Origin of the sequence: Frigoribacterium endophyticum, from assembly GCF_011759585.1 — a bacterium.
Lineage (GTDB): Bacteria > Actinomycetota > Actinomycetes > Actinomycetales > Microbacteriaceae > Frigoribacterium > Frigoribacterium endophyticum.
Genome location: NZ_JAAOYV010000001.1, coordinates 1,434,106 through 1,459,975, shown reverse-complemented (window position 1 = coordinate 1,459,975; position 25,870 = coordinate 1,434,106). Strand labels below are relative to the sequence as shown.

23 protein-coding genes are annotated in these 25,870 nt (G+C 76.4%); 13 read left to right on the top strand and 10 right to left on the bottom strand.

The window, feature by feature from the left end:
- The first annotated feature begins 138 nt into the window (after positions 1-138).
- Positions 139-3,273 carry a glycoside hydrolase family 2 TIM barrel-domain containing protein gene (locus FHR77_RS06780; protein ID WP_167259302.1) on the top strand — a complete coding sequence of 1,045 codons (3,135 nt, stop codon included), beginning with the start codon at positions 139-141 and terminating at the stop codon, positions 3,271-3,273.
- A gap of 110 nt (positions 3,274-3,383) precedes the next feature.
- Here the strand turns inward: FHR77_RS06780 and FHR77_RS16595 are convergent, their stop codons facing one another.
- Positions 3,384-5,171, bottom strand: coding sequence for an FAD-dependent oxidoreductase (locus FHR77_RS16595; protein ID WP_167259301.1), 1,788 nt, complete (start codon positions 5,169-5,171; stop codon positions 3,384-3,386).
- A gap of 80 nt (positions 5,172-5,251) precedes the next feature.
- Between FHR77_RS16595 and FHR77_RS06770 the strand changes: the two genes are divergently transcribed.
- Entirely contained in the window at positions 5,252-5,878 is a 627-nt protein-coding gene (locus tag FHR77_RS06770) for a helix-turn-helix domain-containing protein (protein ID WP_167259300.1), read from the top strand.
- Between the two features lie 10 nt (positions 5,879-5,888).
- Positions 5,889-6,593: a prolyl oligopeptidase family serine peptidase gene (locus tag FHR77_RS06765; protein ID WP_167259299.1), complete on the top strand. Its 705-nt coding sequence runs from the start codon at positions 5,889-5,891 to the stop codon at positions 6,591-6,593.
- A 34-nt stretch (positions 6,594-6,627) separates the two neighbouring features.
- On the opposite strand, the gene FHR77_RS06760 is transcribed toward FHR77_RS06765, so the two are convergent.
- Positions 6,628-7,671, bottom strand: a complete 1,044-nt coding sequence (locus tag FHR77_RS06760) for an NAD(P)-dependent alcohol dehydrogenase (RefSeq protein ID WP_167259298.1) — start codon at positions 7,669-7,671, stop codon at positions 6,628-6,630.
- Positions 7,672-7,785: 114 nt separating this feature from the next.
- On the opposite strand from FHR77_RS06760, the gene FHR77_RS06755 reads away from it, so the two are divergent.
- Positions 7,786-8,295, top strand: a complete 510-nt coding sequence (locus tag FHR77_RS06755) for a DUF427 domain-containing protein (RefSeq protein ID WP_167259297.1) — start codon at positions 7,786-7,788, stop codon at positions 8,293-8,295.
- Between the two features lie 48 nt (positions 8,296-8,343).
- On the opposite strand, the gene FHR77_RS06750 is transcribed toward FHR77_RS06755, so the two are convergent.
- The 4 genes from FHR77_RS06750 to FHR77_RS06735 form a co-directional block, all read right to left on the bottom strand.
- A complete protein-coding gene (locus tag FHR77_RS06750; protein ID WP_056055195.1) occupies positions 8,344-8,943 on the bottom strand; it encodes a hypothetical protein in 600 nt (199 codons plus the stop codon).
- Positions 8,944-9,231: 288 nt separating this feature from the next.
- Entirely contained in the window at positions 9,232-9,738 is a 507-nt protein-coding gene (locus tag FHR77_RS06745) for a hypothetical protein (protein WP_167259296.1), read from the bottom strand.
- A gap of 52 nt (positions 9,739-9,790) precedes the next feature.
- Positions 9,791-10,270, bottom strand: coding sequence for a heme-degrading domain-containing protein (locus FHR77_RS06740; protein WP_056055189.1), 480 nt, complete (start codon positions 10,268-10,270; stop codon positions 9,791-9,793).
- Positions 10,271-10,392: 122 nt separating this feature from the next.
- Positions 10,393-11,616: a glycosyltransferase gene (locus tag FHR77_RS06735; protein ID WP_341777252.1), complete on the bottom strand. Its 1,224-nt coding sequence runs from the start codon at positions 11,614-11,616 to the stop codon at positions 10,393-10,395.
- An 87-nt stretch (positions 11,617-11,703) separates the two neighbouring features.
- On the opposite strand from FHR77_RS06735, the gene ligD reads away from it, so the two are divergent.
- Positions 11,704-12,750: a non-homologous end-joining DNA ligase gene (gene ligD / locus FHR77_RS06730; protein ID WP_167259295.1), complete on the top strand. Its 1,047-nt coding sequence runs from the start codon at positions 11,704-11,706 to the stop codon at positions 12,748-12,750.
- Positions 12,751-12,809: 59 nt separating this feature from the next.
- Here ligD and FHR77_RS06725 read toward each other — a convergent pair whose 3' ends face one another.
- From FHR77_RS06725 to FHR77_RS06715, 3 genes are all read right to left on the bottom strand, one after another.
- Positions 12,810-13,934, bottom strand: a complete 1,125-nt coding sequence (locus tag FHR77_RS06725; RefSeq protein ID WP_208380417.1) for an ATP-dependent DNA ligase — start codon at positions 13,932-13,934, stop codon at positions 12,810-12,812.
- A 46-nt stretch (positions 13,935-13,980) separates the two neighbouring features.
- Positions 13,981-15,024 carry an MBL fold metallo-hydrolase gene (locus tag FHR77_RS06720; RefSeq protein WP_167259294.1) on the bottom strand — a complete coding sequence of 348 codons (1,044 nt, stop codon included), beginning with the start codon at positions 15,022-15,024 and terminating at the stop codon, positions 13,981-13,983.
- A gap of 132 nt (positions 15,025-15,156) precedes the next feature.
- Entirely contained in the window at positions 15,157-16,188 is a 1,032-nt protein-coding gene (locus tag FHR77_RS06715; protein WP_167259293.1) for an NADPH:quinone reductase, read from the bottom strand.
- Between the two features lie 78 nt (positions 16,189-16,266).
- Here FHR77_RS06715 and FHR77_RS06710 point away from each other — a divergent pair, with 78 nt between their 5' ends.
- From FHR77_RS06710 to FHR77_RS06700, 3 genes are all read left to right on the top strand, one after another.
- Positions 16,267-17,661, top strand: coding sequence for a sensor histidine kinase (locus FHR77_RS06710; protein WP_167259292.1), 1,395 nt, complete (start codon positions 16,267-16,269; stop codon positions 17,659-17,661).
- Positions 17,658-18,323 carry a response regulator gene (locus FHR77_RS16590; protein WP_167259291.1) on the top strand — a complete coding sequence of 222 codons (666 nt, stop codon included), beginning with the start codon at positions 17,658-17,660 and terminating at the stop codon, positions 18,321-18,323. Before FHR77_RS06710 ends, FHR77_RS16590 begins: the two co-directional genes overlap by 4 nt.
- Before the next feature lie 91 nt (positions 18,324-18,414).
- On the top strand, positions 18,415-19,275 hold the full coding sequence (locus FHR77_RS06700) for a hypothetical protein (protein WP_167259290.1): 861 nt from the start codon (positions 18,415-18,417) through the stop codon (positions 19,273-19,275).
- 118 nt (positions 19,276-19,393) lie between these two features.
- On the opposite strand, the gene FHR77_RS06695 is transcribed toward FHR77_RS06700, so the two are convergent.
- Positions 19,394-20,443 carry an LLM class flavin-dependent oxidoreductase gene (locus tag FHR77_RS06695; RefSeq protein ID WP_167259289.1) on the bottom strand — a complete coding sequence of 350 codons (1,050 nt, stop codon included), beginning with the start codon at positions 20,441-20,443 and terminating at the stop codon, positions 19,394-19,396.
- A gap of 87 nt (positions 20,444-20,530) precedes the next feature.
- Here FHR77_RS06695 and FHR77_RS06690 point away from each other — a divergent pair, with 87 nt between their 5' ends.
- The 5 genes from FHR77_RS06690 to FHR77_RS06670 all read left to right on the top strand — a co-directional run bounded on the left by FHR77_RS06690 (position 20,531) and on the right by FHR77_RS06670 (position 25,828).
- A complete protein-coding gene (locus tag FHR77_RS06690; protein ID WP_056055167.1) occupies positions 20,531-20,932 on the top strand; it encodes a hypothetical protein in 402 nt (133 codons plus the stop codon).
- An 80-nt stretch (positions 20,933-21,012) separates the two neighbouring features.
- Positions 21,013-21,450: a DoxX family protein gene (locus FHR77_RS06685; RefSeq protein WP_167259288.1), complete on the top strand. Its 438-nt coding sequence runs from the start codon at positions 21,013-21,015 to the stop codon at positions 21,448-21,450.
- 147 nt (positions 21,451-21,597) lie between these two features.
- Positions 21,598-22,389: a LamB/YcsF family protein gene (locus FHR77_RS06680; protein ID WP_167259287.1), complete on the top strand. Its 792-nt coding sequence runs from the start codon at positions 21,598-21,600 to the stop codon at positions 22,387-22,389.
- Positions 22,386-24,161 carry a 5-oxoprolinase subunit B/C family protein gene (locus FHR77_RS06675; protein WP_341777251.1) on the top strand — a complete coding sequence of 592 codons (1,776 nt, stop codon included), beginning with the start codon at positions 22,386-22,388 and terminating at the stop codon, positions 24,159-24,161. Before FHR77_RS06680 ends, FHR77_RS06675 begins: the two co-directional genes overlap by 4 nt.
- The gene (locus FHR77_RS06670) at positions 24,158-25,828 is read left to right on the top strand and encodes an ATP-binding protein (protein ID WP_167259286.1); all 1,671 of its coding nucleotides are present in this window, start codon (positions 24,158-24,160) and stop codon (positions 25,826-25,828) included. The genes FHR77_RS06675 and FHR77_RS06670 overlap by 4 nt, the downstream gene beginning before the upstream one ends.
- The last annotated feature ends 42 nt before the right edge of the window (positions 25,829-25,870 follow it).

Below are 25,870 nucleotides of genomic sequence, written 5' to 3'. Positions count from 1 at the left end.
CTGTGTTAGCGTCGTCGCGTCCCGCCCACGTCGCCGGGGGCCCGCGCCTGCGCCCCGGTCGTCGTCGACGGCCGCCCCGCCCGCCCCCCCTCAGCACGGTCGACGCCCTCCCGCGGCGGCCCCGGAAGGACTCGTCCCGTGACGAACACCGCCTCGTACCTCACCGACACGGGCCCCGGCACGGGCCTCCGCAGCCCCGCCCGCTCCGCGTTGCACACCGACGCCCCGACCCTCTCGCTCGACGGCGAGTGGGCCTTCCGCCTGCTGAGCGGCGCGCCCGGCACGTCCGGCGGCCGGGGCGTCCTGCCCGAGCGCGAGGGCCCGACGGACTTCGCCGCGGTCGACCACGACGACTCCGGCTGGGAGACCGTCGGGGTGCCGTCGCACTGGGTGCTGACCGGCGACGGCGAGCGCGGCCTGCCGATCTACACCAACGTGCAGTTCCCCTTCCCGACCGAGCCGCCCGCCGTGCCCGACGCGAACCCCACGGGCGACCACCGCCGCCGCTTCACGCTGCCCGCGAGCTTCGCCGGCGCCGAGCGCGTGCTGCTGCGCTTCGAGGGCGTCGAGTCGCGCTACGTGGCCTGGGTCAACGGCGTCGAGGTCGGCATGGGCGTCGGCAGCCGCCTCGCGCAGGAGTTCGACGTCACCGACGTCGTCCGCCCCGGCGAGAACGTCGTCGCGGTGCGCGTGCACCAGTGGTCGGCGTCGAGCTACGTCGAGGACCAGGACCAGTGGTGGCTGCCCGGCATCTTCCGCAGCGTCACGCTGCAGGCACGGCCGGTCGGCGGCCTCGACGACGTCTGGCTGCAGACGCCGTGGCACGGCGCCGCCGGCGAGCCCGAGGGAGGCGCGTCGATCGTCGCCGAGGTCACGGCCGGCCCCGCGGCCTGGCCGGTGGTGCTCGCGGTGCCCGAGCTGGGCGTCGAGGTGACCTGGTCGTCGCCCGCCGACGTCGCCCCGGTCGAGATCGCGGAGGGCGTCGCGCCGTGGAGCGCCGAGACGCCCCGCCTGTACGACGCGACCGTGACGAGCGCCGGGGGAGCGGAGACAATCTCGCTCCGCCTCGGCTTCCGCACCGTCCGCGTCGACGGCGACCTCTTCACCGTCAACGGCCGCCGCGTCGTGTTCCACGGCGTGAACCGGCACGAGACGCACCCCGACCGCGGCCGCGTGTTCGACGAGGAGTGGTCGCGCCGCGACCTCGAGCAGATGAAGCGGCACAACGTGAACGCGATCCGCACCTCGCACTACCCGCCGCACCCGCGCCTCCTCGACCTGGCCGACGAGTACGGCTTCTGGGTCGTGCTCGAGAACGACCTCGAGACGCACGGCTTCGAGCGCGGCGCCTGGGTCGGCAACCCCAGTGACGACCCGGCCTGGCACGACGCCCTGGTCGACCGGATGGTGCGCACGGTCGAGCGCGACAAGAACCACCCGTCGATCGTGATGTGGTCGCTCGGCAACGAGGCGGGCACGGGGCAGAACCTCGCCGCGATGGCCGCGTGGACCCACGCCCGCGACGCCGGCCGCCCGGTGCACTACGAGGGCGACTACACGGGCGCCTACACCGACGTCTACTCGCGCATGTACTCGTTCGTCGACGAGACGCGCGCGATCGGCGCCGGCGACGAGAGCGTGCCCCTGCTCGGCACCACGGCGGCGGAGGCGGCCCGCCAGCGCTCGAAGCCGTTCCTCCTCTGCGAGTACGTCCACGCGATGGGCAACGGCCCCGGCGCGAGCGACGAGTACGAGGACCTCGTCGACGAGTTCCCCCGCCTGCACGGCGGCTTCGTCTGGGAGTGGCGAGACCACGGCATCCGCACGCGGGCGGCCGACGGCACCGAGTTCTTCGGCTACGGCGGCGACTTCGGCGAGGTGGTGCACGACGGCAACTTCGTGATGGACGGCATGGTGCTCAGCGACGACACGGCGTCGCCCGGCCTCGCCGAGTGGGCCCAGGTCGTCGCGCCCCTGCGGGTGCGGTTCGAGGCCGTCGAGGGCGGCGGGGCCGTCGTGGTCGTGTCGAACCGGCGGCACTCGGCCGACGCCTCCGACGTGGCCTTCCGCTGGTCGGTCGCCCACGACGGCGTGGAGGCGGCCTCGGGCGTGCTCGACGTCGTCGGCCTCGGCGGCGGGGCCCTCGCCGCGGGCGAGGTCGTGCGCCTCGCCCTGCCGGAGGTGCCGGTCGCGGCCCTCGGCGAGACCTGGCTGACGATCGAGGTCGTCACCGTCGCCGACGCGGCCTGGTCCCCGGCCGGCCACGTCGTCTCGACCGCGCAGCTCGACCTCACGCTGCCGGGCTCCGCCCCGGTCGCGTCGGCCGCGCCGCGGCCCACGGTGGCGACGGCCCTCGACACCGCGGCGGGCATCGCCTCCGGTCGGCTCGACCTCGGCCCCGCGAGCTTCGTCGACGGCCGTCTGGTGGCCCTGGCCGGCCGGCCGGTCGACGGGCCCCGCCTCGAGCTGTGGCGCGCCCCCACCGACAACGACCGCGGCCACTGGTGGGCACCTCGTGATCGCGACGCTGACGTCATGCGCGACCGGCACCGCAGCGACCGCTACCTCGAGAGCCTCGAGCCGAGCGCCGAGACGGTCTGGCGCCGCGCCGGCCTCGACCGCCTCACGGGCCGTGTGCTCGCCGTCTCGACGACGCCGACCTCGGTGCAGGTCCGCACGCGCTGGGCGGCGGCCGACGCCGGTCAGGCCGTCACCGTCGACGAGCGCTGGACGCTCGACGGCGACGACGTCTGGCTCGCCCTCGACCTCGTGCCGACCGCGGGCTGGGACGTCACCTGGCCCCGAGTCGGCGTGCGGCTCGACCTGCCCGTCGACGTCGAGCGGGCGTCGTGGTTCGGCACCGGACCGGCCGAGTCGTACCCCGACTCGCGGCACGCCGCCGTCGTCGGCCGCTTCGAGTCGGCGGTCGACGACCTCGTCGTCGACTACGCCCGCCCGCAGGAGAGCGGCCACCGCAGCGACCTCCGACAGCTCGACCTCGCCACCGCCGAGGGAGGCGCGTGGCTGCGCGTCGAGGCCCTGCCCGACACGGCGGGTCGTCGCCCCGGCTTCACGCTGCGCCGCCACACCGCGCAGCAGGTCGACGCGGCCGCGCACCCGCACGAGCTGCCGGCGCCGACGGCCACGCACCTGTGGCTCGACGCCGCGCAGCACGGGCTCGGCTCCCGGGCCTGCGGGCCCGACGTGTCGGCGCCCCACGTGCTGCGGCCCGGCGCGCACGCGCTGCGCCTGCGCCTCAGCGCGCTGGGCTAGCCCGGCACCCCGGGCCACGCGGGGTCGGTCGGGATCGTGCTCGCCGAGTGGTCGCGAACGGCTCGTCCCCCCGCGGGGAGCAGCAGATCGCGACCACCCGGTGGCCGGGCTCAGGAGGCGCGGTGCGCGCGGACGACCACGTCGCGCATCGGGCCGCCCCCGTGGTGCGCCGAGGTGGCGGCTCGCTCGCGCGACCCGGCCACCTCGACCTCGAGCCCCTCGCCCTCGATCGCGGCGAGGACGTCGTCGACCGTGAACATCAGGTCGCGGCGGTGCGCCATGCGCTCCGGGTCGTCGGTGAGGTCGTGGCCGACGACGAGCAGCGTCCCGCCGGGAGCCACCGCCGCCGCGAGCGCCCGGAAGAGCACGGCTCGCTCCGGGTCGGCGAGGTGCATGAACTGCGCCGAGACGAGGTCGAAGCGACCCGGCGCGGGGGCCCAGGCCGTGACGTCGTGCTGCTCCCAGGTGATCCGGGCGGCGGCGGCCGGGTCGGTCGCCTCGGCGCGACGGGCGGCCTTGGCGAGCGCCGCCTCCGCGATGTCGGTGCCGGTCACCGTCCAGCCCCGCCGGGCCAGCCAGATCGCGTCGCCGCCCTCGCCGCTGCCGACGTCGAGCGCCCGCCCGGGCGTCAGGTCGACCGTCTCGGCGACGAGCTGGGCGTTGGGCTCGCCGCTCCAGGTGAAGCCCTCCGAGCCGTAGCGCTCCTCCCAGTACGCGCGGTCGAAGACCTCCTGCTCGGGGCGGCCCGGCGCGGCCCCGTCGGCGTCGCCGGACCGGGGCGCGACCCCGTGCCGCCGCTCGCCGAGCAGCCGGGCGGTGCCCGCCGACTCGGCGGCGGCGCTGAACGGAGCCCGTCGGGCCGCTACGGCGAGGGCGGTGTCCTCCGCCACGAGGTCGGCGTTCGCGAGGGCGGCTGCCCTCACTCCGGACGCCCCCGCCGCGACCACCTGCATCATCGGGTCGGCGACGTTGCCCGCCAGCCAGAGGCCCGGCACGCTCGTGGCGCCGGTGGCCGGGTCGGACGGCACGACGAGCCCCACGCCCAGCGGGTGGGGCTCCTGCTCGACGCCCAGCCCGGTCAGCAGGTCCGAGTTCACGCGCAGGGCAGCCCCGAGCGCCAGGGCCTCCACCGGGCGGGTGCGCCCCGACGCGAGCTCGACCCCGCTCATCCGGTCGTCGGTGACGAGCACCCGGGTGACGGCTCCCGTCACGACACCGATGCCCCGCGCGGCGAGCTGCTCCCACTCCTCCTCCGTGGGCTCCACCGCGTCGTTGAGGAACAGCACCACGCGATCGCTCCACTGCCGGAAGAGCAGCGCCTGGTGCACCGACAGCGGCCCGCCGCCGAGCACGCCGATCAGCCGGTCGCGCACCTCCCAGCCGTGGCAGTACGGGCAGTGCACGGCGTCCCGGCCCCACCGCTCGGCGAGGCCGGCCACGGGCGGGAGCTGGTCGCTGACGCCGGTCGTGACGACGACCCGCCGGGCGAGGACGGTCTCGACCCCGCCGCCCGCGTGCGTGACGGACGCCCGGAAGCGGGCCGCGACTCCCGGGGCCGGCTCGACGCGGTCGAGGGCCGTGACCGTCCCGGCACGGACCTCGCCGCCGTGGGACTCGACCTCGGCGCGGCCGAGGCGCGTCAGCTCGGCGGGGGCGATCCCGTCGCGGGTGAGGTAGCCGTGCACCCCGGCGGCCGGGGCGTTGCGGGTCTCGCCCGCGTCGACGACGACGACGTCGCGGCGGGCGCGGGCGAGCGTGAGGCCCGCGCTGAGCCCGGCGGCGCCGCCGCCGACGACGAGCACGTCGCGGACGACGGCGCGGGCGTCACCGGCGTGACCGGCGTCACGGACAGGGTCGGGGGAGCCGCTCGGGGCGGGGGTGCTGTGGTCGTTCGTCATGGTGGTGACCTCCTGCCTCGATGGTCGCCCCGCGCCTCCACTGGCGACAAGCTCTCTTGCCGAAGTGGCAAGATGCGGGCATGGACACGCACCGACACGGCCCGACCGCCCCCGCCCCGGCCGACGACACCGACGCCGTCCTCGCCGGGGTCGGCCCGCGCCTCCGCGCCCTGCGCACCGCCCGGGGCGCGACCCTCGACCAGCTCTCCGCCGAGACGGGCATCTCGGTCAGCACCCTGTCGCGCCTCGAGTCGGGGCAGCGCCGCCCCGCGCTCGAGCTGCTGCTGCCGCTCGCCCGGGTGCACGGGGTGCCGCTCGACGAGCTCGTCGGCGCGCCGGAGACGGGCGACCCGCGGGTGCACCTCAAGGCCGTCGCATGGCGCGGCGGGTCGATCCTGCCGCTGTCGCGCGGGGGGAGCGGCCTGCAGGCGTTCAAGCACGTCATCCCGGCGTCGGTGCCCGAGGGCACGCCCGAGCTGCGCACGCACGACGGCTGGGACTGGCTCTACGTGCTGAAGGGCCGGCTGCGCGTGGTGCTCGGCGAGCACGACCTCGTGCTGCCCGCGGGCGAGGCGGCCGAGTTCGACACCCGCACACCGCACTGGTTCGGCCGGGTGGGGCCCGGCGACGTCGAGTTCCTCAGCCTGTTCGGCCGGCAGGGCGAGCGCATGCACGTCCGGGCGGCGCCGCCCGGCCGCTTCGAGTAGCGTCCTGCCCGTGACCGACCACCGCCCGGCCGACGCCGGGAGCCCCGAGCCGACCGCCCGTCCGCTGCACGTCCTCGTCCTGCCCGGCGGGGGCTACCAGCACCTCGCCGACCACGAGGGCGAGCCCGTGGCCGAGTGGCTGCGCTCGCTCGGGCACGGCGCCGAGGTCGTCCGCTACCCGCTCGACACGCGGCACCCCGGCCCCCTCGAGCACGTGCGCGAGGCCGTCCGGGCCGCCCGCAGGGCGGGCCACGAGCGCGTGGGCCTGCTCGGCTTCTCCGCCGGCGGCCACGCCGCGGGCCTCGCCGCCCTCGCTCCCGGGGCCACGGGGGAGGCGCGGGTCGACCTGGTCGTGCTGGCCTACCCGGTCGTCTCCATGCGCACGCCCACCCACGGCGGCTCGCGCGCGGCGCTGATCGGTCTCGACGCCCCCGACGACCTCCGGGCCGCGACGTCGCTCGACGCCCTGGTGACCCGCGACTCCCCGCCGACCTTCGTCTGGCACACGGCCGACGACGAGACGGTGCCCGTCGAGCACGCCTACCTGATGGGCGCGGCCCTCGCCGAGGTCGGCGTGCCACACGCCCTGCACGTCTACGCCTCGGGCCGGCACGGCCTCGGGCTCGCCGAGGGCGCCGGGCCCGCCGCGGCGTGGACCCGCGACTGCGCCGAGTGGCTCGACGACCAGCTCGGTCGGTCGAGCCAGGCCGGCTGACCGCGCCGGCCCGTCGAGCTCGGCCTGTCCCTCGCTACGGGACGATGACGGCCCGGCCGCGCACGGTCCCGGCCGCGAGCGCCTCGTAGGCCGACGGGGCGTCGTCGAGCGAGTAGCGCTGCGTCTCGACGCTCACCCGACCGGCGCGCGCGAGGTCGAGCACCTCGATCAGCTCGCTGCGGCTGCCCCAGTAGGGCACCCGCACGGCCGCGTCGTAGGCGATCGAGCCGAAGCCGAGCTCGACCGTGCCGCCGCCGATGCCGACGATGGTGACGTCCGCCTCAGTGGCCGCCACCGCGACCGCCGTGGCCATCGTGGGGCGCGCGCCGACGAAGTCGAAGACCGCGTTCGCGCCGACGCCGCCGGTGATGGCGCGGACGGCCTCGGCGGCGTGCTCGTCACTGATCACGACGTGGTCGGCGCCGACGTGCGTCGCCAGCTCGAGCTTCTCGTCGTTGACGTCGAGGGCGATCACCTGCGCTCCCGAGAGCGCCTTGAGGATCTGGATGCCGACGTGCCCGAGGCCGCCCGTGCCGATGACGACGGCGAAGGTGCCCGCCCCGAGCTTCGGCAGCGACGCCTTGATCGCGTGGTACGGCGTCAGGCCGGCGTCGGTGAGCGAGACGTTCTCGACGGGGTCGAGGTCGCCGAGCGGCACGAGGTGGCGCGGGTCGTCGACGATCATGTACTCGGCCATCGAGCCGGGGGCGCCGAGCCCGGGGGGCTTGATGCCCTCGGCGGCGGCGTTGACGCAGTAGTTCTCCTTGCCCTGCGCGCACTGGTGGCAGCGTCCGCAGCCCCACGGGCCGTAGACGGCGACCGCGTCGCCGACCGAGACGTGCTCGACGCCCTCGCCGAGCTCCTCGACGACGCCGACGCCCTCGTGCCCGAGGGTGAGCGGCAGGGGGTAGCCCTGCGCCGTGTAGTCCTCCTCCGAGAGGCTCATGACGTACTCGTCGCTGTGGCAGACGCCAGCGGCGGTGACGCGGAGCAGCACCTGCCCCGGCCCCGGCGAGGGCTTCTCGACCTCGACGACGACGGGGTGCTGACCGACCTGGGTGTACTGGAGTGCCTTCATGGGGTGCACGGTAGACCCGACCGAACCAGGCGGTCCGCCCGATGTGCGACACGTGCAGCCCAGGCTCAGGTGGGCGGGCAGCGGTCTCCGAGCCCCCGCGAGCATGATGGCCGCATGAGAGCGAAGCGAGAGCCCGTCCGCCGTCAGGAGCCCGGCCCGGGCCAGGAGTCCGTCTGGGACTACCCCCGGCCCCCGCGGGTCGAGGCCCGCTCCGAGCGGGTGGTCGTCCGCCTCGGCGGCCAGGTCGTCGCCGACACGACCGCGGCGTACCGGGTGCTCGAGACGAGCCACCCGCCGGTCTGGTACCTGCCGCGCACGGCCTTCGCGGAGGGGGCGCTGCAGCCGGCCTCCGGCACGAGCATGTGCGAGTACAAGGGCCGCGCGAAGTACGTCGACGTGGTCGGCGGCGGGGCCCGCGCCTCCTCGGCCGGCTGGACGTACCCGAGCCCGTGGGCGGGCTACGAGGTGCTCGTCGACCACGTCGCGCTCTACCCGGGGCGGATGGACTCGTGCGAGATCGACGGCGAGGTCGTCCAGGCCCAGGAGGGCGACTTCTACGGCGGCTGGATCACGGCGTCGGTCGTCGGCCCGTTCAAGGGCGCGCCCGGCACGATGGGCTGGTAGCGGAGCCGGCGGCCCCGGCGTCGTCGTGCGTGTCGCCGCGCCAGGCAGCTACGGCGTCGTGCGCGCCGTCAGCTCGGCGACGACCACCTCGGCGTCGGCGAACCACCGCGTGTAGTGGTCGGGGTCGGCGTTGACCTGCACGGCGTGGGCGGCCTCGGTGGGCGAGAGCTCCTTCCAGCCGGGGATGCGCACGAGCTTCGTGAAGAACATCGTGGCGGCGGTGTACGGGTCCATCCGCTGCTCGTAGGTGCCCCAGAGGCCGTTGTCTCGCTGCTGGAAGAGCCCTCGGCTGTCGGGGCCGACGTCGTCGCCGTGGTCGATGTTGCGGAGGCTCGACTCGCCCATCGCGGTCATCACGCCGATGGCCTGCGTGTGGGTGCCGATGCCCTGCGCCTTGGCGGCCTCCATGATCCACGCGGCGTTGACGAGGCGGTCCTGGCAGTAGCCGGCGACGGGGCCGGCGGGCACCGAGATGGTGCCGATCTGCACGGGCGGCACGTCGGGGCAGGTCGGCTGGCTCGTGACCGCGGCGGCGGTCGGTTCGTCACGGGGAGCGCTCAGCGACGACACGACCATCGCGACCGCGACGACGAGCCCGACGGCCCCGAGGCAGAACACGACGGAGGCGGCGATGAGCAGACGGCGCACGGTGCGTCCTCCAGGGGGTCGGGCCAGGGTCGCTCCCGATGCTAGGCGAGACAGCTGGCAGACCGTGCCAGCGCCGGGCGCGGGTCAGCCCACGGGCTGACCGGCGCGGGCTGACTCGCGTCGCCGTGTCGAACCACGTCCTCGCACCGGAACCACACCGCGGCGTGGTTCGCCTGCGAGTACGTGGTTCCGGAGGGGCAGGGCGGGGGGAGGCGCGGGGCAAGGTCGAGCAAGAGAGTGCGGGGGAGGCGCGGGGCGGGAGCGAGGGCAGACGCGGGAGACCGCGGCTCAGAGCAGGTCGGCGCGGTCGGCGAGGTACGCGCCGAGCTCGCGCAGCTCGCCCGGGCCGCGGCCCCAGCGCACGTGCACGGCGTCGCCGACGAGCACGAGGGGCTCGGCCGCGCCGGAGCGCAGGGCCTCGGCGTCGGTGCGCACCGGCACGTGGCCGTAGTTGACGACCTCGCCCTCGGCGAACCTCCGCGACGCGGCCCGTCGGGCGTCGCGCCGCTCCTCGACCGAGGCCGACAGGTGCTGCTCGCGCTTCGGCTCGGTGGCGCGGGTGATGGTGCCGGTCGCCCAGACCTGCCCCTCGGCGCCGAGCAGCAGCACCCCGAGGCGCCAGGCCCGGCCCGCCGGCAGCAGCGACGCCGACGTGTGCACGAGCAGCAGCCGTCGTGACGCCTTCACGGTCGCGAGCGACTCCTGGCGGGCGTCGCGGGCCGCCAGCTCGGCGACCGTGCGGCCGAGCAGGCCGGCCAGGGCCGCGGCCGCGCGCGTGGCCTCGTCGTCGCTCACCGCGCCTCCCTCGGTCGGTGTCGTGCGGTCGGTCGTGCCGTCGTGGGTGGGGTCAGCTGTCGTAGCCGTGGGCGAGGAAGTCCTCGACGAGCTCGACGACGAGGGCGTGGTCGTCGGCCTGGGGGAGGCCCGAGACCCCGACCGAGCCGACCGGGCCGACCCCGCGCACGATGACGGGGAACACCCCGCCGTGGGCGGCGTAGACGCCCGGGTCGAGCCGCGACTTCTCGTCGAAGGTCGAGCCGGCGACGCGGAAGGTCTCGCCGACGCGGTACGAGCTCTGGCCCCAGCGCTCGACGACGCGGGCCTTGCGGTCGAGCCACTCGTCGTTGTCGCGCGAGGTGCCGGGCAGGGCGGCGTGGAAGACGCGCTGCCGGCCCTTCATCACGGCGATCGCCACGGGCAGCTGACGGCGACGGGCCTCGGCGAGCACGTGGGCGCCGAGGTCGAGGGCGGTCTCGGTCGTGAAGCGGCGGAACGTCAGGCGCTCCTCCTGCTCCTCGAGGGTGCGCAGCAGCGTGTCGTCGGTCATGGGTGCCTCCGGGGAGTCGGGTGGTGCGGGCGTCGTCGCCCGCCCCGAGCCTAGGGCCGCGGGCCGGAGGGCGGCCTGAGCGCCGTCTGGGTGGGCGTCGGCGTCGGCGCGGTGCGGCAGGGTCAGCGCCGCCCGCCCGCGGCTGCGAGCTCGGTGCAGTCGTCGCTGCCCGTGAGGCGGCAGTACACGTCGGCCAGCTCGGCGGCGGAGAGCGACCAGGGGTGCTCGAGGGCGCGCTGCCGGGCGGCGGTCGCGAGGCGCTGCCAGGTCGCGTCGTCGCCGAGGAGTCGGGTCAGCGTCTCGCCCCAGCGGGCCGGCTCGCGGCTGTCGAGGACGACGCCGGTGACGCCGTCGACGACCGACTCGCGCAGGCCCCCCGACGCGGCGGCGACGACCGGGACCCCGCTCGCGGCCGCCTCGAGGGCGATCAGCCCGTACGTCTCCGAGTGCGAGGGCACGAGCACCAGGCGGGAGTCGCGGAGCAGGGCGGCGAGGCCCGCTCGCGTCCGCGGCCCCAGGAAGCGCACGTCGAGGTCGAGGCGGGCGGCGAGGTCCTCCAGCTCGTGCTCGTAGCCGGCGTGCTCGGTGCTGGCTCCGCCGGCGATCACGAGCTCGGGGCGAAGGTCGGCGGGGACGGCCGCGACCGCGGCCACGGCGAGGTCGGGCGCCTTCAGCGGCTCGAGCCGACCGGCGACCACGACGTAGGGCCGGTCGGAGCGGGGCTTGCCCGGCGTCGCTGGCCGGAAGAGCTCGGCGTCGACACCGGGCAGCACCACCCAGAGCCGGGCCGGGTCGCCGCCGAGCCGCGTGGCGACCGTCTCGGCCTCCGCACGGCTGATCGCGACGACCGCGTCGCTCTCCCGCGCGAGCAGGGCCTCCCCGGCGAGCCGGCCGGGCGACTCGGCACGCTCGCCGTCGGAGAGGGGCGTCTCGTCGCCCGCGGCGATCGAGTGGAAGCTCTGCACGTGCGGCACGCCGCGCTCGCGCGCGACCGGCAGCGCGGCGACGCCGCTGAACCAGTGGTGCGAGTGGATGACGTCCCAGGGGCCCTGCTCGGCCAGGCGCTCGCGGAACTCGTCGACGAACTCCTCGTGGCGGCCCTTCGTGACGGGCTCGGTCGGGCCGGCGGTGAGGACGCGCAGCGTGACCCCGGGCGCGAGCTCGACGGTGTCGGGCCCGTCGGGCGACGAGCGCCGGGTGAGGATCTCGACCCGGTGCCCGGCCTCGCCGAGGGCCTCGGCCTGGTTGCGCACGACGACGTTCATGCCGCCCACGTCGCCCGAGCCGGGCTCGGCACCGGGGGAGGTGTGCAGCGAGACGAGCGCGATGCGGAGGGGGGAGGTCACCGCCCGAGCGTACCCGCCCCGCGGCGGGCGCCCCCGCGCCGCCGGGACCCCGCCGGCCCCGCCCGGGCCCCGGAGCTAGGGTGAGGCATGGCGAGCGAGGCGACGATGCTGCAGGTGGGCGACCGCGAGGTCCGGATCTCGAGCCCGGGCCGGGTGCTCTGGCACGACCTGGGCGTGACGAAGCTCGACCTCGCGCGCTACCTCGTCGACGTGGGCGACGCGTTCGTCCGCGCGAACGGCGACCGCCCGATCTCGCTGCAGAGGTTCCCCGGCGGGGTCGACGGCGACGACTACTTCTCGAAGAACCCGCCCCGCGGCGCCCCCGACCACGTGCGCAGCGTCGTCGTGACCTACCCGAGCGCGCGCTCGCACCCCCAGCTCGTCATCGACGAGCCGGCCGGGGCCGTCTGGGCGGCGCAGATGAACACGGTCGTCTTCCACCCCTGGGCCTCGCGGGCCGGGGCGAGCGACCTGCCCGACCAGCTGCGGGTCGACCTCGACCCCCAGCCGGGCACCGACTTCTCCGACGCGGTGCCCGCGGCGCACGAGCTCCGGCGCGTGCTGGCCGACGCCGGGCTGACCGCGTTCGTCAAGACGAGCGGCAACCGCGGCCTGCACGTCTTCGCGCCGATCGAGCCGACCCGGGAGTTCCTCGACGTGCGGCACGCGGTGATCGCCGCGGCGCGCGAGCTCGAGCGCCGCATGCCCGACGCCGTGACCACGAACTGGTGGAAGGAGGAGCGGGGCCGCCGCGTCTTCGTCGACTACAACCAGGCGAACCGCGACCGCACCATGGCGGGCGCCTGGTCTCCCCGGGCGCTGGCCCGCGCCTCCGTCTCGACCCCGCTCGAGTGGAGCGAGCTCGACGCGACCGACCCGGCGGCGCACACCGTGCTCACCGTGCCGGGCCGCCTCGCCGCGACGCGCGACCCGTGGGAGCACATGCACGACGAGCCCGGCACGATCGACGCGCTGCTCGGCTGGTGGGAGCGCGACGTCGAGGCGGGCCTCGGCGAGCTGCCCTTCCCGCCCGACTTCCCGAAGATGCCGGGCGAGCCGCCCCGCGTCCAGCCCAGCCGCGCGAAGGCGGCGCCGCAGGGCGACCAGGCCGAGGCGACCGGGCAGACCGAGTAGTCCGACGGGTCGGCCGGCGGGAGTCGCGGGTCGACTCCCGCAGGCGCCTCGCAGTCCCGTCAGGCCCGGACGAGCACCTCGCCCAGGTCGTACGCCGCCGGCACCTCCAGCTGGTCGAACCCGCACGAGCGCGCCTCGCGGTCGGTCCGCCATCGGGCCACCTGCACCGTGTGCCGGAACCGCTGCCCCTCCATCTGGTCGTAGCGCACCTCCACGACCCGCTCGGGGCGGAGCGGGACGTACGAGACGTCCTTCCCCGACGAGAAGCGGCTGCGGTCGGTCTCGGCCCGCGCGACCTCGCCGTCGTCGTCGCGCACGACGAGGTCGGCCAGCTCGTCGACGAGCTCGAGGCGACGGGCGTCCGAGAACGCGGAGGCGCCTCCCACGTTCCGGAGTTCGCCGTCGGCGTCGTGCAGGCCGAGCAGCAGCGACCCCACGCCCTGCCCGCTCTTGTGCACCCGGTAGCCGAGCACGACGACGTCGGCGGTGCGGTGGTGCTTGACCTTGAGCATGGTGCGCTTGCCGGGCTGGTAGGGGCTCGCCAGGGGCTTGGCGACGACGCCGTCGAGCCCGGCGCCCTCGAACTCGACGAGCCAGCGGCGGGCGACGTCGGCGTCGGTCGTCGTGCGCCCGAGGTGCAGCGGGGCGGCCACGTCGGCGAGGAGGCGCTCGAGGGCGGCCCGGCGCTCGCCGAAGGGGCGCTCCACCAGGCTCTCGTCGCCCTCGGCGAGCAGGTCGAACGCCACGAACGAGGCCGGCGTCGAGACCGAGAGCGTCGCGACGCGCGAGGCCGCGGGGTGGATGCGCTGCGAGAGGGCGTCCCAGTCGAGCCGCTCGTCGCCGGGCTCGCCCTGCCGCAGCACGATCTCGCCGTCGAGCACGCACGGGCCGGGCAGGCCCTCGGCGAGCGCGGCCACGAGCTCGGGGAAGTACCGGGTGAGCGGCTTCGAGCCGCGGCTGCCGAGCTCTACCGTCTCGCCGTCGAAGTAGACGAGGCCGCGGAAGCCGTCCCACTTCGGCTCGTACGACAGGCCGCCCTCGACGCTGTCGGCGTCGGGCACGGTCGCGACGGCCTTCGCGAGCATCGGGGCGACGGGGTCGGTGATCGACGGCACGGCGGCGGCGGCGCGGGCGTCAGAGTCGGCGTCGGCGTCGCAGTCGCGAGCGGGGGAGTCGGTGGTCATGCGCCGAGTCTGGCCCGGGTCGCCGTCTCCGGCCCGGGAGGCGCCCTCAGTCCGTCGCGAGCTCGTCGGCGCGTCCGGCCGACCGGAGGTGCCACTCCGTCTGGGCGAGCGCGGAGGCGAGCACGAAGCCCGTCATCGACCGGAGGCCGCCGCGCCAGCCCGTCATGCGCTCGGCGACCTCGAAGACCGTGGGGGAGGCCGCGCCCGCGCCCTCGGCGCGCAGGGCGTCGAGCGCGGTCACCGCGTCGAGGGTGCGGTCGGCACGGTGCGCGACCAGCGCCTCCGCCCGCTCGGCGAGGCCGACGAACCGGTACTCGTGGCCGGGGCAGACCTCGAGGGCGTCCGCTCCGGGCCGGTCGAGGGGGACCATCGCCCGCAGCGAGGCGAGGTGGTCGTCGAGGGGGTTGGACGCGGTGCGGCCGCCGAGGCCGATGCCGGGGTTGATCGTCGGCAGCACGTGGTCGCCGGTGAAGACGAGGCGCTGCTCGGGCTCGACGACGCACAGGTGGCCGGCGGTGTGGCCCGGCGTGTGCACGGCCCGCAGGCGGCGGCCCGCGACCGGCAGCTCGTCGCCGTCGGCGAGCAGCAGGTCGGGCGTGACCGCGGGCAGGGCGCGACCGGACCCCCAGGAGGCGACCAGCGCCTCCGTCAGCTCCCGGGGGGCGCCCCAGCGGGCGACGTCGGCGTCGGCGGCGGCCCCGTCGGCGGCGCGCCGGTCGAGGGCGGCGGACTCGAGGGCGTGCATCGCGACGCGGGCCCCGGAGGCGCGGCGCACGTCGTCAGCGGCCCCCAGGTGGTCGAGGTGCAGGTGGGTGACCACGACGAGCGTCAGGTCGGAGAGCTCGTGGTCGACCGACCGCAGCGCGGCCTCGAGCCGGGGGACGGCGTCGGGCCCGGCCCAGCCCGGGTCGATCAGCGCGAGGGAGCCGTCGGAGCCCTCGACGAGGTAGCTGAACGAGTGGCCCTCGACGCGGTCGCCCACGGTCGACGACAGCGACCAGACGCCGTGCCGTACCTCCTCGAGGGGAGGGAGCGAGCGGGTGCGCAGGGCCTCGGCCTGCACGGAGCTGATCGGGGCGGGAGCGGGCACCCGGCGAGCCTAGCCCGGGCACCGGGACCGGTCCGGGCGTCGGCAGCGTCGCCGGTGCACTGTCGAGGTGACCCGTCCTGGGCCGCCGGGGCTCTCCCGGGCCCAGGACGGGTCACCTCGGTGCGCCTCAGCTCACTCGGGGGCGACGTCGACCAGCACCTTGCCGGTCACGCCGGCCTCGACGGCCTCGTGCGCGGCGGCGGTCCGTTCGAGCGGGAACCGGTGCAGCGGCAGCCCGGCCTCCTCGCCGACGGGCAGCGCCCCGTCGCGCACGGCGGCCGTGACGTCCTCGGCGGCGGCCTGGAGGGCCTCCTCGCCGACCGTGTACAGCAGCACGAACTGGTAGCGGGTGTTGGTGCCCATGTTGGCGCGGAGCGGCAGCGAGACCTCGTCGCCGCCGTCGTTCGCGTAGATCGCGACGGAGGCGCGGGGCGCGACGACCGCGGCCACCAGCTCCGCGTTCTGCCGGATCGACACCTCGACGACCACCTGCACGCCGTCGGGGGCGAGTCGGCGGATCTCGGCGGCCGCGTCCTGCTCGCGGTAGTTCACGACGTGGTGGGCTCCGGCGGCGCGGGCGAGGGCCGCCTTCTCGTCGCTCGAGATCGTGGTGATCACCGTGGCGCCGGCCCAGGCGGCCAGCTGGATCGCGGCGTGGCCCACCGCGCCCGCGCCTCCGGAGACGAGGACGGTGACGCCGTCGAGCGCGCCGGGCGAGAGGCGCGTGGGGCCGTCCTCGTGGACGGTGAGCGCGCGGTGCGCCGTCATGGCGGGGACCCCGAGGCTCGCGCCGAGGTCGAACGAGGCCCCGTCGGGGAGGGGGTCGACGCGCTCGCGGGGGAGGACGGTGTACTGCTGCGCAGTGCCGGTCGCGTGGCCGTTCGCGGAGATGAACGACCAGACCCGGTCGCCGACGGCGAGGTCGGTGACGCCCTCGCCCACGGCGTCGACGACGCCCGCGCCGTCCTGGTCCGGGGTGACCTCGGGGTACGGCGTGGCCTCGCCGGGGCCGGAGCCCTGGCGCGACTTCCAGTCGGTGGGGTTGACGCCCGACACGACGACGCGCACGCGCACCTCGCCGGCGCCGGGCTCGGGCACCTCGCGGTCGACGAGCCGCAGCACGTCGGAGGCGGGACCGGTCTCGGTGTAGATGATCGACTTCATGCCCCGAGTCTGCTCCGGGGGGAGGCTCCCACGTCGAGTCGGCTCGGAGGTGCGCCCCCGCCGGGGCAGGATGGACGCATGAGCAGTCCTCAGGGGGAGGCGAGCGCCGACGCCCCGCCGTGGCGGGTCGTCACACGGCCCGACCGGTCGACGTCGTCGGCGTCGCACGACCCCAGCGCCGGGCGCGTCGTGGTCTGGGTCGCGGTCGTCGCCGTGCTCGTCATCGTCGCGGTCTCCGTCGCGGCCCTGGTCGCCGCCCGGCGCCTCGCCGAGGCGGAGTCCGTGGCCGACGCGGCCGATCGCGCGGACCGCATCGGCGACGCCCTGATCGAGCCGGACCTCACCGACGCCCTGGTCGAGGGCGACCCCGCGGCCGTCGCCGTCATGGACGCCGTCGTCCGCGACCACGTGCTCAGCGAGAGCATCGCCCGGGTCAAGATCTGGGACGAGACCGGCCGGGTCGTCTGGAGCGACGAGCACCGGCTGATCGGTCAGCGGTTCGAGCTCGGCGACGACGACCTCGAGGCCCTCCGCGGCTCGGGCGTCGAGTCGGAGGTCAGCGACCTCACCGAGCCCGAGAACGTCTACGAACGCGACGAGGGCCGCCTGCTCGAGGCCTACCGCTCCGTCCGCACGCCCAGCGGCCGACCGCTGCTCGCCGAGGTGTACTTCCGCTACGACGAGGTCGTGCAGCGGAGCGGCCAGATCTGGGTCGGCTTCGCGGGCATCACCATCGGCAGCATCCTGCTCGTCGTGCTGCTGCTGCTCCCCGTGCTCGCCCGTCTGCTCCGCGCCCTGCAGGGCGCTCGCCGCCACCGCGAGGCGCTGCTCGAGCGCGCCCTCGAGGCGAGCGGCGACGAGCGGCGGCGCATCGCGGGCGCCCTCCACGACGGCGTCGTCCAGGACCTCGTCGCGACCTCGCTCGCGGTCTCGGCCGAGTCCGCCGCGTCGCGACGCCGCGGCGACCCGGCGACGGCCGACGGGCTCGACGCCGTCGCCGCGACCGTCCGCGGCAGCGTGGGCGCCCTCCGCAGCCTCCTGGTCGACATCTACCCGGCGAGCCTCGCCGCGTCGGGGCTCGAGCCGGCCCTCGTCGACCTCGCCCAGGCCGCGTCGGCGCGCGGCGTGCCCGTCCGCCTCGACGTCGACCCCGACGTCGCGAGGGCTCTCTCCGCCGACCACCAGCGCCTGGTCTTCCGGGTCGTGCAGGAGTCGCTGGTGAACGTGGTCGCCCACGCCCGGGCCTCGACGTGCACCGTGCGCGTGGCCGCCCCGGCCGGCCGGCCCGGGGCCGTCGTGACGATCGCCGACGACGGGGTCGGCTTCGACCCCGCGCTCCTCGACCGGCCCGACCCCTCCCACTTCGGGCTGCGCGTGCTCCGCGACCTCGCCGCCGAGGCGGAGGCGACCCTCGAGCTCGCGACCGCGCCGGGCCGGGGCAGCCGGTGGCGCCTCACGACCGGCGCGCCGTGATCACGGTCGTGGTGGTCGACGACCACCCGCTCGTGCGGGCGGGGCTCCGCGCCCTGCTCGACGGCGCGGACGACGTCCGCGTCGTGGGCGAGGCGGCGGACGGCGAGGCCGCGCTGCGGCTCGTGCCGCCCCTCGATCCCGACGTCGTGCTGATGGACGTGTCGATGCCGGGCATCGGCGGGGTCGAGGCGACACGACGGCTGATCGACGGCGGTTCGTCGGCACGGGTGGTCGTCCTGACCTCGTTCCCCGACGCGGCGACCGTCCAGGGCGCCCTCGCCGCCGGGGCGACGGGCTACCTGCTCAAGGACGCCGACCCGGCGACCGTCCTCGACGGCGTCCGGTCGGCGGCGCGCGGCGACGCACCGCTCGACCCGAGGGCGGCGCGGGCGCTCCTGCCGGCCCGCGCCGCGACTCCGGCGGTCACCGTCCCCGACCCGGGCGGCCGGGGCGAGGAGGACCCGCCGGAGGCGCGGGTCGTCGTCGGTCGGGAGGCCGACGTGCTGCGCCTGCTGGGGCGGGGGCTCTCCAACCGCCAGATCGGTCACGAGCTCGGCATCGCCGAGCGGACGGTCAAGGCCCACGTGGGCAGCATCTTCCGCCGCGTGGGTGTGGGCGACCGCACGAGCGCGGCGCTCTGGGCCCGCGACCACGGGTACTAGTACCAAGGTCCGATGGTGCGGCGTCGGGCGCCCGCCGAGACTCGGTATGCGGCCGGAGCCGGCCGCACACCCTCCTCGGAAGGCCCCCACCATGCCCTCGTCACTCCTCCGCTCCGCCCGCGCCGCGGTGCTCGTCGCCGCCGTCGTCGCCGGGTCGCTCGCCCTCTCGGCCGCCCCGGCCAGCGCCTCCGGCAAGACCAGCGCCGGCGGGAACTACGCCGTCACGATCGGCGGCACCACCTACGACCCCGCGCCGGGCCGCAGCCTCAAGCTCGCCGACCTCGCGCCGTCCGCCCGCATCGCGGTGCGGGGCGTGAACAACGGCTTCGACGTCGACGTCGCGACCCTCGGCGTCTACGACTACACGCTCACCGGTGCCCCCGACACGCAGCGCATGGTGACGCGGCCCACCGTGGTCTTCGCCTCCAAGGTGCCGACGCTGACGCCGGCGCAGCGGGCGGGAGCGACCATCAAGTCCCTCGAGGTCAAGGACGACACCCTGACGCTGCTGTTCAGCACGTCGGCCGGGAAGTTCAAGATCCAGGCGAAGGACGGTGCGCAGGGCGGCATCTTCCAGATGGAGGCCGAGTTCGCCGCCCCCGTCGAGTACGTGCACACCCTCGCGCCCGGCGTCTTCTACTTCGTCAACCAGTACACGGGCAAGGTCAACTTCGGCGACGGGGTCGACGCGGTCACGTCGGGGGCCGACGCGCACCAGATGCTGCTCGGCAAGGACAGCCCTCAGGTGGCGACGAAGACGTTCCAGAGCGGCACCGTCACGAAGTGGCTCGTGCAGCCCGGCGGCCGCCTCGGCGGCGTGCTCGGCGAGGACGCGATCGAGCTCAGCGCCGGGGCCACGAACTGCACCAGCCAGTGCCAGGCGCAGAACCAGATCCGCGGCTCGCTGCCGGTGCCGCCGAACCCGGTCGACCCGACGCCCATCGCCGGCTGACGCGCCGACGCTGGTGCACCGACGTGCACCGAGGTGCCCCGTCCTGCGGCCTCCGACTCCCGGAGACCACAGGGCGGGGCACCTCGTCGCCGTGTCGCGCGGCGTGCCCGCGCGTCGGTCAGCGCGGGCGCGTCGCCGCGTGCGCCGGGGCCCAGCCGAACGCGGGCGCGACGTGGTCGGCCACCGTGCGCAGCAGCCGGGCGTTGTAGTCGACCCCGAGCTGGTTCGGCACGGTGAGCAGCACGGTGTCGGCCGCCCGGACGGCCGCGTCGTCGGCGAGCTGCGCGGCGATCACGTCGGGCTCGCCGACGTAGCTCTTGCCGAAGCGCGACTGCACCCCGTCGAGCAGGCCGACCTGGTCGCGCGAGTCCTGCTGGGCGCGGACGCCGAAGTACCGGACGTCCTCGTCGGTGGTGATCGGGATGACGCTGCGGCTCACCGAGACGCGGGGCTCGCGGGCGTGACCGGCGGCGGCCCACGCCTCGCGGTAGAGCGCGATCTGCTCCGCCTGCAGCTCGTCGAACGGCACGCCGGTGTCCTCCGTCAGGAGGGTGCTGCTCATGAGGTTCATGCCCTGCTCGGCCGTCCACGTCGCCGTCGCGCGGGTGCCGGAGCCCCACCAGATGCGGTCGCCCAGCCCGGGGGACAGCGGCTCGATCGCGAGCGGGCTCGACCAGCCGGTCATGCGCGGGTCGCTCGTCGCGACCGCGTCGCCCGCGATCGCGGAGCGGAACAGCGCGGTGTGGCGGCGCGCCATGTCCGCGTCGGTCTCGCCGTCGACGGGCACGTGGCCGAAAGCCTCGTAGCCGCGCAGGGACGTCTCGGGCGACCCCCGGCTCACGCCGAGCTGCAGGCGACCCGCGCTGATCAGGTCCGCGGCCGCGGCCTGCTCGGCCATCGAGAGCGGGTTCTCGTAGCGCATGTCGATGATGCCGGTGCCGAGCTCGATGCGGCTCGTCCGCGCCGCCATGGCGGCCAGCAGCGGGAAGGGGCTCGCCAGCTGCTTCGCGAAGTGGTGCACGCGCACCGACGCCTGGTCGATGCCGATCTCCTCGGCGGCGACCGCCAGCTCGATCGACTGGACCAGCGCCTCCCGGGCGGTCGGGGTCCGTGACCCGGGCACGTCCTGGTAGTGCCCGAACGACAGGAACCCGATGCTCTTCTCCATGCTCAGCGCCAACCCCGCGGGGCACGCCCCCATTCCTCCTGCACGGCACAGGTGACGAGACGGGGCCGCGCCGCTAGCGTGGGCGGGGTGGAGAACCGATTCCGTGTCGACGGCGACGACCTCGGCATCGACCTGCGCGCCTCGTCCGTGACGCTCGGGAGCGACGGGGTGGTCGACGCCACCGTGGTCGCCGAGCGCCTGCCGGCCGACGTCGACTGGTCGGACGCCCCGCCGCGCCTGCACTTCCGTGACGTGCCTCTCAAGTTCGACGGGGCCACCTTCGGTGCCACCGTCGACGACGACCTGCTCGACGAGCACGACATCGCCTTCTGGCTCGAGGGCCGGGAGGACGTCCACGGCGTGCTGAGCCTCGGCGCCGGCGACCGGCTGCGCTTCGTCGGCACGACCCACGTCACGGGCGAGCCGAAGGCCTGGCGCCTCGACGTCTCGATCCGCTTCGGCGGCTCGGGCCGCACCCCCGCCGTCTGAGGCACGCCCCGGGCACGGGGCAGGCACCGAGCGGGCACGGGCCAGGCACCGAGGAGTCGCGGGCGAGGAAGATGGACCGCATGAGCCCCCGACGCCCCCGCCCCGGTCGCCCCGGCCGCACCGCCGCCGCCCGCACCGAGCACGCCTCCGCCGCCCGCACCGCCCGCCTCCTCGCCGCGGCCCTCGGCGGGAGCGGCGTCCTCCACCTCGTCGCGCCCGCGACCTACGACGCCGTCGTGCCGCGCAGCATGCCCGGCCCCGCCCGCTTCTGGACGGTCTCCTCCGGGGTCGCCGAGCTCGTCGTCGCGGCGGCGCTGGCCTCCCGCCCCACCCGGCGCGTGGGGGGCGCGCTCGCCGCGGCCCTGTTCGTCGCCGTGTTCCCGGCCAACGTGTCGATGGCGACGCGGTCCCTGCACAGCGCCCGTGCCTCCCGCGTGCGCCGCGTCGTGACCCTCGTGCGCCTGCCGCTCCAGGTGCCGCTCGTGACGCGGGCCCTGCTCGTGCGGCGAGCCGGCTGAACGCGCTCCCACCGGGCGCGACCGTACCTGCCGGTACGGTGGACGCCGACCGACCGGGCTGACCACCGCCCGGCCGCCCGGCGCTCGGCACCGCACGCCGCCCACCCCGCCCCCCACCGACGGCCCCGCCGCACGGAAGGCCCCACCATGACGACCATCGACCTCAACGCCGACCTCGGCGAGGGCTTCGGCCGGTGGACCCTGGGCGACGACGAGGCCCTGCTGGACGTCGTCACGAGCGCGAACGTCGCCTGCGGCTTCCACGCCGGCGACCCCGAGTCCCTCCTCCGCGTCGTGGGCCAGGCGCACCGGCGCGGTGTCGTCGTCGGCGCGCACGTGTCGTACCGCGACCTCGCCGGCTTCGGGCGCCGCTACCTCGACGCCTCGCCCTCCGAGCTGGTAGGCGACGTCGCCTACCAGGTGGGCGCCCTCGACGGCCTCGCCCGGGCCGCCGGCACGGCCGTGCGGTACGTCAAGCCGCACGGTGCGCTCTACACGACCATCGCCCGCGACGACGACCGCGGAGCCGCCCACGCCGACGCGGTCGTCGAGGCCGTGCTGCGGGTCGACCCGGCGCTCGCCGTCGTGGGGCTGGCCGGGTCGGCCTTCCTCCGCCGCGCCTCCGCCGCGGGCCTCGTCACCGTGCCCGAGGCCTTCGCCGACCGCGCCTACACGGCGTCGGGCGAGCTCGTGCCCCGTCGCGAGCCCGGGGCGGTGCTGCACGACCCCGCCGAGATCCGCGACCGCGTGCTCTCGCTCGTCGAGACGGGGCGGGTCGCCTCCGTCGACGGCCACGAGGTCGAGGTCGACGCGCGCACGGTCTGCGTGCACGGCGACTCGCCCGACGCGGTCGAGGTCGCGCGCGCCGTCCGCACCGGCCTCGAGGAGGCGGGGGTCGCCCTGCGCTCCTTCGTCACCGTCCCGGGGGCGTCGACGTGAGCGGCCACGACCGCTCCGGCTCCGCCGACCGGCACGGCGGCCTCCCGCGGGAGCCGCGCATCCTTCCCCTCGGCACGGACGGGATCCTCATCGAGACCGCCGACCTCGACGAGTCGCTGGCCCTGTTCGGGGCGCTCCTCGCGCAGCCCGTGGCGGGGATCCTCGACGTCGTCCCTGCACCGCGCACCGTCGCCGTCCGCTTCCTGCCCGCGCTGCTGCCGGTCAGCTCCCTGCTCTCGGTGATCCGGTCGCTGCCGAGCTCGCGCGACGCCGCGACCGAGGGGCGCCTCGTCGAGATCCCGGTGCGCTACGACGGCGACGACCTCGCCGAGGTCGCCGAGCTGAGCGGCCTGACGGTCGAGGAGGTCGTGCGCCGCCACACCGGCGCCGTGCACACCGTCGCCTTCACCGGCTTCGCGCCGGGCTTCGCCTACCTCTCCGGCGGCGACCCCGCCCTCGCCGTGCCGCGACGGGCCGTGCCGCGCACCCACGTGCCGGCCGGCGCCGTCGCCCTCGCGGGCGAGTTCTGCGGTGTCTACCCCCGCGAGAGCCCGGGCGGCTGGCAGATCGTCGGCCGCACCGAGGTCGCCCTCTGGGACCTCGCCGAGCGCGTGCCCGCGCTGCTGCAGCCGGGCATGCGGGTGCGCTTCGTCGACGTCACGGCGAGCACCGGCGACCGGCCCGACGCGGCCGTGGCGCCGGCCGACGGGGCCGTGGTGCGCTCCGCGTCGACCCGGGCCGCGTCGTCGCAGGCCGCGTCGTCGCCGATCGCGCCGCCGCCCCGCCCTGACCGGGCCCTGGTCGTCGACCGCCCCGGCCCGCACACGATCCTCGAGGACCTCGGCCGGCCCGGCCGCTCCGGCCTCGGGGTCTCCCGCTCCGGCGCGATGGACCACCGGGCGCTCCGCGAGGCGAACCGCCTCGTCGGCGCCGCCACCGGCTCGGCCGCCCTCGAGCTGGCCTACGGCGGCCTCGAGGCGACGGCGCGCGGCGACCTCGTGCTCGCCGTGGCGGGTGCTCCCGTGCCGATCACGGTCACCGGTCCCGCCGGCCCCCGCCCTGCCGTGGTGGGTGCCGCCTTCGCACTCGACGACGGCGACGTGCTCAACGTGGGGGCGCCTCCCCGGGGCGTCTACTCGTACCTCGCCGTCCGCGGCGGCTGGGAGGCCGAGCCGGTGCTCGACAGCGTCTCGGGCGACGTGCTCGCCGGGCTCGGCCCGCAGCGGGTGCGCGTCGGCGACGAGCTCGCGGTGGGCCGCGCCTGGGCCGAGAGCGTCGCCGCGGCGGCGCCCGACGTGCAGCGCACGGTCTCGGCGCCCGACGAGGTGACCTTCCTCGACGTCGTGCTCGGCCCGCGGGACGACTGGTTCACGCCCGAGGCCGTCGAGCTGCTGACCGAGCAGCGCTTCACCGTCACGGCGCAGTCGAACCGCATCGGCCTGCGGCTCGAGGGCGAGCGGCCCCTCGAGCGCCTCGTCGCCGACGGGCTGCCCGCCGAGCTGCCGAGCGAGGCGACCGTGTCGGGGGCCCTGCAGGTGCCGCCCTCCGGCCACCCCGTGCTCTTCATGGCCGACCACCCGGTGACGGGCGGCTACCCGGTCGTGGCGTGCGTCGTGGGCGACCAGCTCGACCGGGCCGCCCAGGTGCCGATCGGCGCCCGCGTGCGGTTCCGGGTCGTGCCCGGGCCCGACCTCGGGCGGGGTCGCCGCGGCGACCGGCAGGACGACCACCTCGACGAGCGCCTCGCGGCCGAGCGGGGGACGGAACGGTGATCAAGCTCCTCATCGCGGAGCGCGGCGAGGTCGCCGTGCGCATCGCCCGCGCCTGCGCCGACCTCCAGCTGCCCTCGGTCGCCGTCTACACGGCCGACGACGCCGCCGCCCTGCACGTGCGCGCGGCCGACGAGGCCTGGGCGCTCGAGCCCGTCGACGCGCTCGACGCCGGCTCGGCGGTCGACGCCGCCCCGGCCGTCGGCGCCGTCGGTGGCTCACCCGGCGCGGGCACCGCAGTCGGCACCGCCGTCGGCACGCCCCCGGTCGGCCGCCCCGACGCCTACCGCGACATGCAGGCGATGCTCGACGCCGCCGTGCGCAGCGGCGCCGACGCGGTGCACCCGGGCGCCGGCCCGCTCTCCGAGAGCGCCGAGTTCGCGCGCCGCGTCGTCGCGGCCGGGCTCACCTGGGTCGGCCCCGACCCCGCGACGATGGAGGTGCTCGGCGACAAGATCGCCGCGCGCGCCCTCGCCGACTCGGTCGGCGCGCCTCTCGTCGTGGGCACCTCCGGGCCGGTCCGCCGGCCCGACCAGGCCGTCGCGTTCGCCCAGCGCCACGGGCTCCCGATCGCCCTCAAGGCGGCGAACGGGGGAGGCGGCCTGGGGCTCCGCGTCGCGCGTCGCCTCGACGAGGTGGCCGACCTGCACGACAGCGCGGTGCGCGAGGCCGTCGCCGTCTTCGGCCGCGGGGAGTGCTTCGTCGAGCAGTACCTCGACCGGCCCCGGCACGTCGAGGCCCAGGTGCTCGGCGACGGCGAGGGCGGGGTCGTCGTCGTCGGCACGCGCGAGTGCTCGGTGCAGCGCCGGCACCAGAAGCTCCTCGCCGAGGCCCCGGCGCCCTTCCTCACCGACGAGCAGCTGGCCGTCGTCGTCGACGTCAGCACGGCCGTCTGCGGGGCCGTCTCGTACCGCGGCGCCGGCACCGTGGAGTTCCTCGTCTCGCAGTCCGGCCAGGTGTCCTTCCTGGAGGTCGGCACGGCGCTGTCCGTCGAGCACGCCGTCACCGAGCTGACGACCGGGGTCGACCTCGTCCGGCAGCAGCTGCTGCTCGCCGACGGGCGGCCCTTCGAGGTCGCCGCCGCCCCGCCGGTGCTCGGGCACGCCCTCTCGTTCCGCGTCACGGCCGAGGACCCGGGCCGTGGCTTCCTGCCGGCCCCGGCCCCGGTCGCCCGTCTCGAGTTCCCCGGCGGGCCGGGCGTCCGCGTCGACGCCGGCGTGGCCCCCGGCGACGATGTCCCGCCCGGTCGCGACTCGCTGCTGATGACCCTCTCGGTCTGGGGCCGCGACCGTGACGAGGCGCTGCGCCGCTCCCGACGCGCCCTCGACGACCTCGTCGTCGACGGCCCCGCGACCTCCGCGCCCTTCCACCGACGCCTCCTCGACGACCCCGCCTTCGCCCCGCCCGGCGACGAGGCCCCGACCGTGCACACCCGCTGGATCGAGACGGAGTGCCCCTGGCTCGACGGCCTCGCGGTCCGGACGCCGGAGGCGCGGGCCACGCCCGTCGTCCTGCGCACCTGGGTCGAGGTGGCGGGCCGCCGCGTCCCCGTCGTGCTGCCCGCCGAGCTGGCCGACGTCGAGGTCGTGGCCGCGATGGTCGCCGCCGTCGTCGGCGAGGACGACCCCGTCGACCACCCCGACGACGGGGGACACGTCACGGCCCCGTAAGCTGGGAGAGCGCCCAGAGCCGAGCGCGTGCCCGCACCGTCC